Here is an 8,889-nt window from a genome sequence, read left to right as displayed (position 1 = left end):
ACTGGCGCAGCTTGTTCAGCAGGACGGTATGGCCCAGGTGCAGGTCCGGGGCGGTGGGGTCGAAACCGGCCTTGACCCGCAGCGGGCGGCCGCTTTCCAGCCGCTGGCGCAGCTCCTCGATCTTGAGGATTTCATCGGCGCCACGGCCGATCTGGGCAAGGGCTTGTTCAATCGAGGACACGTGCAACTCCCGGCGATGCCTTATTTACATGAATGACGTTAAGTACAAGTTAACCGCAAGCGCTTCACAAAAGCCAATAGGCACAAGGGTTTGACGCGAAATTTATACCTGTCTATGTTACCGACGTTTGGGCCCGCGCTCCCGGGTCAGCCAGGAACACACCGACGATGCTGAATACCGATCAAGGCCGCGCGCGCAAGCAGCGCTTCAAGGAACGCCTTCACGTTCTCCACGACACCGCCCTGCATCGGAAGCTTCGACAGCATCTTCCCGCTGCCTTCAACGAGCGCTGGACCCGCCGCCACTGGATGCACGCCAGCCTGTTCGCCACCATCGGCGCGCTGGTGGCCACCATTGTCCCCGGCTTCTCGCACACCATCGAGTCGCCCTACTCGGTCAGCCATTCCACGCTGGCCCTGCCCTTGCCGCCGCTCTCCCAGGAGCGCCTGCAGCAGGTGCCGGGCGACAGCTGGCAGGTACTGCGCGTGCAGCGTGGCCAGACCCTGAGCAACCTGTTCGACGAGGCCGGCATTTCGCCCACGGTGATGCACCAGGTGCTGGAGCACCCCGGTGCGCGCGAGGCGCTGACCAAGCTGCGCCCCGGCGCGGAAATCGCCTTCGACCTGCCGCTGAGCGGGGAGCTGCGCACGATCCGCTTCGATCGCGATGCCGACAACCGGGTGGAGCTGTCGCTGAAGGGCGAGCAGATCACCGAGAAGGTCAGCAAGCGTGAGAGCTCCACCCGCCGGGTGGTGACCAGCGGCGAGATCACCAGTTCGCTGTACGCGGCGGCGCGCAAGGCCGGGCTGTCGCCGTCGGCCATCGCGACGATGACCGACGAGATCTTCAAGTACGACATCGACTTCTCCAAGGACCTGCAGCCGGGCGACCGCTTCAGCGTGGTGATGGATGAAACCTGGCGCGAAGGCGAGAAGGTGGACACCAGCAAGATCCTGGCGGCGACCTTCACCTCCGGCGGCAAGACCTACAGCGGCTTCCGCTTCGACCGCAACGGCAAGTCCGAGTACTTCGACGTGAGCGGGCGCCCGCTGAAGAAGAGCTTCATCCGCATGCCGATTCCCTTCGCCCGCCTGAGCTCCACCTTCGGCGCGCGCAAGCACCCGGTGCTGGGCAAGATGCGCATGCACAAGGGCGTGGACTACGCCGCGCGCACCGGCACCCCGATCATGGCCGCCGGCGATGCCCGCGTGCAGTTCGCCGGCGTGCAGCGCGGCTACGGCAACGTGGTGATCCTGGACCACGGCCGTGGCCACACCACCCTGTACGGGCACATGTCGCGCTTCGGCAAGATCAAGACCGGCCAGCGCGTGGCGCAGGGCACGGTGATCGGCTACGTGGGCTCGACCGGCCTGGCCACCGGCCCGCACCTGCACTACGAATTCCGCGTCAACGGCGTGCACCGCAACCCGCTGTCGGTGACGATGCCGCCGCCGGAGCCGCTGCAAGGCAGCGAGCTGGTCGCCTTCCGCGCGCAGACCGCGCCGGCGCTGGCCCGCATCCAGGGCATGGAGAAGCTGATCTACGCGGACGCCAGCCCGGCGCCGAAGGCCGACCAGGCTGCCACCACCACGGCCAGCGCGGCCAAGCCGGCCAAGGGCAGCCGTGGCTGATCGCATGCATTGACGGCGGCAACAGGTTGCGCGGAAGCTGCACGCACCCTGTTGAACCGCCTGGCCATGACTTCAGCTGATCCGCATACCCCGCTCTACCTGGGCCTGATGTCCGGCACCAGCGCCGATGGCATCGATGCCGCGCTGGTGCAGTTTCCCGCCGAGGGCGGCTGCCGCTTCGTCGAAGGGCTCACCCACCCGTGGGACCCGGCCATCCGCGCCGAGCTGGTGGCGCTGGGCGAAGGCGGCGAGCTGGGCTCACTGGATACGCTGGGCCGGATCGATGCGCAGATCGGCATTACCTTCGCGGCCGCCGCCAACCGTTTGCTGGAACAGGCCGGGGTGAGCCCGGCGCAGGTGCGGGCGATCGGTTCGCACGGGCAGACGGTGCGGCACCGCCCGCTGGCCGATCCGGCGTTCACCTGCCAATTGGGCGATGCCAACCGCATTGCCGAGCTGACCGGCATCACCACGGTGGCCGACTTCCGCCGCCGCGACGTGGCCGCCGGTGGGCACGGGGCGCCGCTGATGCCGGCCTTCCACCTGGCGATGCTGGGCACGGCCGATGAGGACCGGGCGGTATTGAACCTGGGCGGGATCGCCAACCTGACCCTGATTCCGCGCGTCGGGACGCCGAGGGGCTTTGATACCGGGCCAGCCAATGCGCTGATGGATGCGTGGTGCGAGCGGCATACCGGCACGCCCTTCGATGCCGATGGCGCGTTTGCGGCCAGCGGGCAGGTGGATGAGGAGTTGCTGGCGCACTGGCGGGCCGAGCCGTGGTTCGCGCTGCCGCCGCCGAAGAGCACCGGGCGCGAGCAGTTCCACCTGGAGTGGGCCGAGGCGGCGCTGGGCGACCACCCGCGCGCGGCGGCCGATGTGCAGGCGACGCTGCTGGAGCTGACCGCGGTGACGGTGGCCGATGCGCTGCTGGCCCATCTGCCGGGGGCGAAGCGGGTGCTGGCGTGTGGCGGCGGGGTGCGCAATGCGCAGTTGCTGCGGCGGCTCAGCGCGCGCTTGCCCGGGGTGGTGATCGAATCCAGTGCAGTGCACGGGCTGGACCCGGATTACCTGGAGGCGATGGGGTTTGCGTGGCTGGCGCAGCGGACGTTGGACGGGTTGCCGGGGAATCTGCCGAGCGTGACCGGGGCGAAAGGGCCGCGGATATTAGGGGCGATCCACCTGGCGTGACCTAGAAGGATTTGACGTCCGGGAGGGCCTGGAGGGCGGCGATGGCTTCGGCCAGGGCGTTCACTTCCGGGTCGTGGAAGCCGCTGCGGACTTCCAGTTCGCTGGCGAACAGGCCCTGCTCGAGCAGGACCACACAGGTGTGTTCGCGGGTCCAGCCGCGCGCGACGGCCACCCGGCGGATGCGCTCGTTCAGCAGCGGATCGAGATCGCGCAGCACCAGATCAGCCATGTGTCTCCCCTGTTGGCAACGCACCGCCCCCACGGCACAACGGGGTCGATGATGGCCCACTGTACGCCGCGCGGCAACCGCGCGCCTGTTCGGTCAGGCAGCGCTGCGGTCGCGGATGCGGGGCCATAGCCAGAGCAGGAGCAGCAGGGTCGGGATGACCGTGGCCGAGCTCAGGATGAAGAAGGTGCTGTAGGAGGTGGCCTCGACGATGTACCCCGAGGCGCCACCGACGAACTTCCCGGGCAGGTTGGCCAGCGATACCAGCAGGGCGTACTGGGTGGCGGTGAAGTTGCGGTCGGTCAGCGAGGACATGAATGCCACCAGCACGGTGCCGGCAAAGCCCTGGAACAGGTTGTCGGCACACAGCGCTGCATAGAACGCCCAGAGCTGGCCGGGGTTCTGCGCCATCAGCAGGAACGCCAGGTTGGACAGCGCCACGCCGAGCGCGGCCACCAGCAGCATGCGGCGGAAGCCGAACGCCGCCACGGCGATGCCGCCGAGGAAGGCGCCACCGATGCCCATCCACACCCCGAACAGCTTGGACACGGTGGCGATGTCGGCCTTGGTGAAGCCCGAATCCAGGTAGAACGGACCGGCCATCACGCCGATCACCTGGTCGGGGAACTTGAACAGCCCCACGAACGCCAGCAGTACCACCGCCAGGACCACGCCATTGGTGCTGAAGAAGCTGGCAATGGGCTGCCAGAACGCGCCGAAGAAATCGATCCGGCGCTGGATCCGCACTTCCGGCTGGGCCGGTTCGCGGCACACCAGGGTGGTGATGATCGGCAGCAGCATCAGCGATGCCATGGCCAGGTACGCCACGATCCACCCTTCGAACTGGGCCAGGTACAGCGCACCGGCGCCGGCCAGGATCAGGCCGATGCGGTAACCGAGCGTGTAGGTGGCGGCCAGCGCGGCCTGGGCGCTTTCCGGCGCGATCTCGATCCGGTAGGCATCCACCACCGAATCCTGGGTGGCGCCGGCGAAGGACGCCACCAGCACCCACAGCACCAGGGGGGTGACGCCCAGCTCGGGACGCACGAAGGCCAGCGCGAACAGGCCGCCGGTAACGCCCAACTGGGACACCAGCAGCCAGGAACGACGGCGGCCGAGGACGCCGATCAGCGGGAAGGCATAGCGGTCGATCAGCGGCGCCCAGAGGAACTTGAGCAGGTAGAAGAAGCTGGCCAGGCTGATCAGGCCGATGCTGTGCAGGTCCAGCCCCACGTCGCGCAGGCGCGTGGACAGGGTCTGCGAGGCGATCAGCAGGAACGGCAGGCCGCTGCCAAAGCCCAGGAAGGCCATGGTCAGCGCCGACGGCGTGCCGAACGCACGCTTGATCCCGGCCCAGCCCTTGTAGCTCACCGGCGCTGCCGCTTCACTCATGGGGCGTAGTCCACCGTGAACGGGGCATGGTCGGAGAAGCGCTCATCGCGGTAGATCGAGCAGCCACGCAGGCGCTCGCGCAGGCCGGGGCTGACGAACTGGTAATCGATGCGCCAGCCGACGTTGTTGGCGCGGGCCGCGCCGCGGTTGCTCCACCAGGTGTAATCCTCGCCGGTGGGGTGCAGCAGGCGGTAGGCATCGGTCCAGCCCTGGCCGCCGGCCACGTCCAGCGCCTGGCCGGCATCCACGCACTGGCCGTTGAGCCAGTCGCGCTCGGGCGGCAGGCAGCCGGAGTTCTTCTGGTTGGATTTCCAGTTCTTGATGTCCAGCGCGGAGCGGACGATGTTCCAGTCCCCGCACAGCACGTAGTCGCGGCCGCTGGCCAGCCACTGGGCCAGGATCGGGCGCAGCCACTCCATCACTTCGTACTTGAAGCCCTGGCGCAGGTCGCCCGAGCTGCCGGACGGGATATAGAAGGAGACCACGCTGAGGTTGCCGTAGCGGGCTTCGATGTAGCGGCCTTCGTCGTCGAACGGGGCCCAGCCCAGCGAGGTGATGACCTGGTCGGGCTCGCGCTTGCTGTAGATGGCCACGCCGCTGTAGCCCTTCTTGGTGATCGCGTCACGGTAGAAGCAGTGGTGGCCGTCCGGGCGGAACATGGGATCGGTCAGCTGGTCTTCCTGGGCCTTGGTCTCCTGGATGCAGAGCACGTCGGCATCCTGGGCACGGAACCACTCGAGGAAACCCTTGGTGGCGGCGGAACGGATGCCATTGGCGTTGAAACTGATGATGCGCATGCTGACCCGGGTCTGGTACGTAACGGCCAAAGCATACCGGGTTGCCTGCCCCATCGGCTGGCCGGATCCGGCCATTGCAGGGGCCTGCGGCGGCCGGTCGCGAGCCTGAATTGCCGGTCATGCTTTAGGATCTGCGCTCCAAGAGAATTGTATAGAGCGTTAGATGAGCGACCACCGTCACCGTTTCCTGCAGCTGGCCCTGACCGCCGATGCCCTGCGTTTTGGCCAGTTCACCCTCAAGTCGGGCCGCCTGAGCCCCTATTTCTTCAATGCCGGCCGCTTCGATTCGGGCGCCAGCATGGTCCAGCTGGCCGCCTGCTACGCCGATGCGGTGGAAGCCACCGGGCTGAAGTTCGACGTGGTGTTCGGCCCGGCCTACAAGGGCATTCCGCTGGCCACCGCCACCGCCTGCGAGTTCGCCCAGCGCGGCCGCGACCTGCCGTTGAGCTTCAACCGCAAGGAAGCCAAGACCCACGGTGAAGGCGGCAACCTGATCGGCGCGGACATGAACGGCAAGCGCGTGCTGATCGTGGACGATGTGATCACCGCCGGCACCGCCATCCGCGAGGCGCTGGGCATCATCAAGCAGGCCGGCGGTACCCCGGCTGGCATCGTGGTGGCGCTGGACCGCCAGGAGATCGCCTCGGAAGACGACCGCCGTTCGGCCGCCCAGGCCGTGGCCGAAGAGGCCGGCATTCCGGTGGTGGCCGTGGCCACGCTGGCCGACCTGCTTGATTTTGCCTCCGGAAATCCGGAACTTGTCGGGTACCGGCAGCCGCTGGAGGACTATCGGTCCCGTTACGGCAGCCGTCCTACGCGTTGAGAGCAGGGGCTCCCATGTCCAGGATTGCCACGTTCACCATCATCGGCCTGTTGCTGGCCGCGCCCATGCTCCCGGCCCAGGCCCAGAGCAAGCACAGCAACACGCCGGCCAAACCGAAGAAGCTGTTCTGCTGGAACGAGGGCAAGGAGCGGATCTGCAGCGATGCCCTGCCCCAGGACGCGGTGAACAACGCGCGTGAGGAGTTCAGCGTCAACAGTGGCCTGCGCAAGGGCGGGGTGGACCGCACCCTGACCGAGGACGAGCGCGCCGATGCCGCCGTGGCCGCCGCGCAGCGCCAGCTGGACCAGGCTGCCGAGGACACCCGCAAGCGCACCGAGCAGGCGATGTTGTCCACCTACCAGGACGAGGCCGACCTGCGCCGGGTGTTCGTGGAGCGTACCGGGATCCTGGACAACAACGTGCAGACCGCCAACTACAACGTGGCCAGCCTGCGCAGCGCACTGGTGACCCTATTGGGCAGCGCGGGCGACCGCGAGCTGGCCGGCCAGCCGGTGGTGCCCAAGCAGGCCGAGGATATCCGCCTGCGCCACGCCGAGCTGGTGGCACAGAAGCGCATGCAGGCCTCGTATGTGGAGCAGCGCAAGGCGCTGGACGTGGAGATCGAGGAAACCCTGCAGCGGTACCGGTTGTTGAAGGGTGTGAGCACCGACCCGCGCGGGTGAGGTGAAGGCAGCGAAAAGGCGGATGCGCAGGCATCCGCCTTTTTTTATGCACTTTTTACGGGTTGGGCACGGGGCGGGCGTGGAGCGTTTACGCCGATGGGGAACACGATGGCGGCCTCCCTTCCCTACTACTGAGAACGCCCCGTGCCTGCCTGGCTTTCCTTCGTGAGCGGCGTGCTGGTGCTCGTTGCCGCCGCCTACCTGCTGTACGTCGTGCTTGCGCCCGAAAAGTTCTGACCGGAGCCGACCATGACCGAGATTCTGTTGATCCTGCTGGCCAGCATCGTGCTGGCCTTTCCGCTTGGGCTGTACCTGGCCCGGGTGATGCGCGGTGGGCCGATGCGCGGCGACGCGCTGTTTGGCTGGATTGAAAAGCCGCTGTACCGCGTACTGGGGGTGAACCCGGCGCGCGGGATGTCCTGGCGCGGCTACGTGGGCGCGTTCCTGCTCAGCAACCTGGTCATTGCCGTGCTGGTGCAGGCGGTGTTCATGACCCAGGCCTGGCTGCCGTTCAACCCCGACCAGATTCCCAACATGCGCTGGGATACGGCGCTGCACACGATGGTGTCGTTCCTGACCAACACCAACCAGCAGCACTATTCCGGCCAGGCGCAGCTGTCGTACTTCGCGCAGATGACCGCAATCACTGGCCTGCAGGTGGTCACCCCGATGATGGGGCTGGCGCTGGTGGTGGCCACGCTGCGTGCACTGTTCGGCGCCGCCCCGGCCGCCGATACGGTGGCGGGCGACCTGCCGGCCGACCGCCAGATCGACGTGGGCAACTACTACGCCGACGTGGTGCGCTCATGCGTGCGCTTCATGCTGCCGCTGTGCCTGCTGTGGGCGGTGCTGCTGACCAGCCAGGGCGTGCCTTCGACGCTGGCCGGCGGCCCGACCGCCACGCCGATCGATGCGGCCGCAGGCATGGAATCCCAGAAACTGCCGCTGGGCCCGGTCGCGGCGATGGTGGCGGCCAAGCAGCTGGGCACCAATGGCGGTGGCTGGTACGGCCCCAACAGCAGCATGCCGCTGGAGAACCCGACCCCGCTGTCGAACGCGCTTGAGCTGATCGGCATCCTGCTGATCCCGATCGCGGTGGTGTTCATGCTGGGCGCCTTCACCGGCCGCAAGCGGCTGGCGGCACTGGTGTTCGGCTGCATGCTGGCGATGTCCAGCATGTCGATCGCGGCCACGGTGTGGCTGGAAGGCCATTCGGCCACCGCTGCCAGCCCGCTGCTGATGGAAGGCAAGGAGGTGCGCTTCGGCGCGGACGGCACCGGGCTGTGGGCGGCGATCACCACCCAGGTCTCCAACGGCTCGGTCAACGGCATGCATGATTCGCTGAGCCCGCTGGCCGGTGCGGTGCCGATGGTCAACATGTTGATCAACGCGATCTGGGGCGGCATCGGATGCGGCCTGCAGCAGTTCATCGTGTACCTGCTGCTGGGCGTGTTCCTGGCCGGCCTGATGACCGGGCGCACCCCCGAGCTGCTCGGCCGCAAGCTGGAAACCCCGCAGGTGAAGCTGCTGGCGCTGCTGGTGCTGCTGCAGCCGATCACCATCCTGGCGTTCACCGCGATCACGCTGGCCATTCCGTCGATCACCGGCACCTCCAATCCCGCGTTCCATGGGGTGAGCCAGGTGTTCTACGAGTACGTATCGGCCTTCGCCAACAACGGCTCGGGCTTTGAAGGGCTGGGCGATGCCACCCCGTGGTGGAACCTGAGCTGCACCCTGGTGCTGCTGCTGGGCCGCTACCCGGTGCTGGTGATTCCGCTGATCGTCTGCGCCCAGCTGGCCGCCAAGCGGCGTGCGCCGGAATCGGCCGGCACGCTGCAGATTGAAACCCCGACGTTCGCGCTGACCCTGATCGCGCTGATCGTCATCCTGACCGTATTGCAGTTCATGCCGGCGCTGGTGCTGGGCCCGGTTGCCGACCACCTGTCGCTGACGCTGCGCTGAGAC

Annotated in this window: 10 protein-coding genes (1 of these 10 running past the window's edge); 6 read left to right on the top strand and 4 right to left on the bottom strand. The window is 67.5% G+C overall.

What is annotated here, in order from left to right:
- Positions 1-181: the start of a tyrosine--tRNA ligase gene (tyrS, locus tag NMB40_RS20405; protein WP_494359672.1), read on the bottom strand. 1,031 nt of this gene lie to the left of the window's left edge; 181 of the gene's 1,212 nt are visible here — the first part of the coding sequence; it begins with the start codon at positions 179-181; the stop codon falls past the left edge of the window.
- A gap of 167 nt (positions 182-348) precedes the next feature.
- Here tyrS and NMB40_RS20400 point away from each other — a divergent pair, with 167 nt between their 5' ends.
- On the top strand, positions 349-1,812 hold the full coding sequence (locus NMB40_RS20400) for a M23 family metallopeptidase (RefSeq protein WP_282245339.1): 1,464 nt from the start codon (positions 349-351) through the stop codon (positions 1,810-1,812).
- A 66-nt stretch (positions 1,813-1,878) separates the two neighbouring features.
- Complete coding sequence (locus NMB40_RS20395; RefSeq protein ID WP_494359671.1) at positions 1,879-3,003, top strand: anhydro-N-acetylmuramic acid kinase; 1,125 nt, start codon at positions 1,879-1,881, stop codon at positions 3,001-3,003.
- A 1-nt stretch (position 3,004) separates the two neighbouring features.
- Here NMB40_RS20395 and NMB40_RS20390 read toward each other — a convergent pair whose 3' ends face one another.
- The 3 genes from NMB40_RS20390 to NMB40_RS20380 form a co-directional block, all read right to left on the bottom strand.
- The gene (locus NMB40_RS20390; protein WP_210133103.1) at positions 3,005-3,232 is read right to left on the bottom strand and encodes a hypothetical protein; all 228 of its coding nucleotides are present in this window, start codon (positions 3,230-3,232) and stop codon (positions 3,005-3,007) included.
- Between the two features lie 93 nt (positions 3,233-3,325).
- Positions 3,326-4,621, bottom strand: a complete 1,296-nt coding sequence (locus NMB40_RS20385) for an AmpG family muropeptide MFS transporter (protein ID WP_494359670.1) — start codon at positions 4,619-4,621, stop codon at positions 3,326-3,328.
- Positions 4,618-5,418 (bottom strand): exodeoxyribonuclease III, encoded by an 801-nt coding sequence (locus NMB40_RS20380; protein ID WP_282245346.1) that lies wholly within the window; start codon positions 5,416-5,418, stop codon positions 4,618-4,620. Before NMB40_RS20380 ends, NMB40_RS20385 begins: the two co-directional genes overlap by 4 nt.
- A 163-nt stretch (positions 5,419-5,581) precedes the next feature.
- Between NMB40_RS20380 and pyrE the strand changes: the two genes are divergently transcribed.
- From pyrE to kdpA, 4 genes are all read left to right on the top strand, one after another.
- A complete protein-coding gene (pyrE, locus tag NMB40_RS20375; protein WP_068848718.1) occupies positions 5,582-6,241 on the top strand; it encodes an orotate phosphoribosyltransferase in 660 nt (219 codons plus the stop codon).
- Between the two features lie 14 nt (positions 6,242-6,255).
- Positions 6,256-6,924, top strand: coding sequence for a hypothetical protein (locus tag NMB40_RS20370; protein ID WP_494359669.1), 669 nt, complete (start codon positions 6,256-6,258; stop codon positions 6,922-6,924).
- A gap of 144 nt (positions 6,925-7,068) precedes the next feature.
- On the top strand, positions 7,069-7,161 hold the full coding sequence (locus NMB40_RS20365; protein ID WP_068848713.1) for a potassium-transporting ATPase subunit F: 93 nt from the start codon (positions 7,069-7,071) through the stop codon (positions 7,159-7,161).
- Between the two features lie 12 nt (positions 7,162-7,173).
- The gene (gene kdpA / locus NMB40_RS20360; RefSeq protein WP_494359668.1) at positions 7,174-8,886 is read left to right on the top strand and encodes a potassium-transporting ATPase subunit KdpA; all 1,713 of its coding nucleotides are present in this window, start codon (positions 7,174-7,176) and stop codon (positions 8,884-8,886) included.
- Positions 8,887-8,889 lie beyond the last annotated feature (3 nt).

The organism is Stenotrophomonas sp. FBCC-B152, assembly GCF_059134105.1.
Note: the sequence above shows the minus strand (reverse complement) of the source record. Positions and strands in the feature narration are given on the sequence as shown.

What these genes read in the sequence shown, in the direction of transcription:
- NMB40_RS20370 (WP_494359669.1), top strand. Translation starts at nt 6,256, where the DNA reads ATGTCCAGGATTGCCACGTTCACCATCATCGGCCTGTTGCTGGCCGCG.
- NMB40_RS20380 (WP_282245346.1), bottom strand. Translation starts at nt 5,418, where the DNA reads ATGCGCATCATCAGTTTCAACGCCAATGGCATCCGTTCCGCCGCCACC.
- kdpA (WP_494359668.1), top strand. Translation starts at nt 7,174, where the DNA reads ATGACCGAGATTCTGTTGATCCTGCTGGCCAGCATCGTGCTGGCCTTT.
- NMB40_RS20400 (WP_282245339.1), top strand. Translation starts at nt 349, where the DNA reads ATGCTGAATACCGATCAAGGCCGCGCGCGCAAGCAGCGCTTCAAGGAA.
- NMB40_RS20395 (WP_494359671.1), top strand. Translation starts at nt 1,879, where the DNA reads ATGACTTCAGCTGATCCGCATACCCCGCTCTACCTGGGCCTGATGTCC.
- NMB40_RS20385 (WP_494359670.1), bottom strand. Translation starts at nt 4,621, where the DNA reads ATGAGTGAAGCGGCAGCGCCGGTGAGCTACAAGGGCTGGGCCGGGATC.
- pyrE (WP_068848718.1), top strand. Translation starts at nt 5,582, where the DNA reads ATGAGCGACCACCGTCACCGTTTCCTGCAGCTGGCCCTGACCGCCGAT.
- NMB40_RS20390 (WP_210133103.1), bottom strand. Translation starts at nt 3,232, where the DNA reads ATGGCTGATCTGGTGCTGCGCGATCTCGATCCGCTGCTGAACGAGCGC.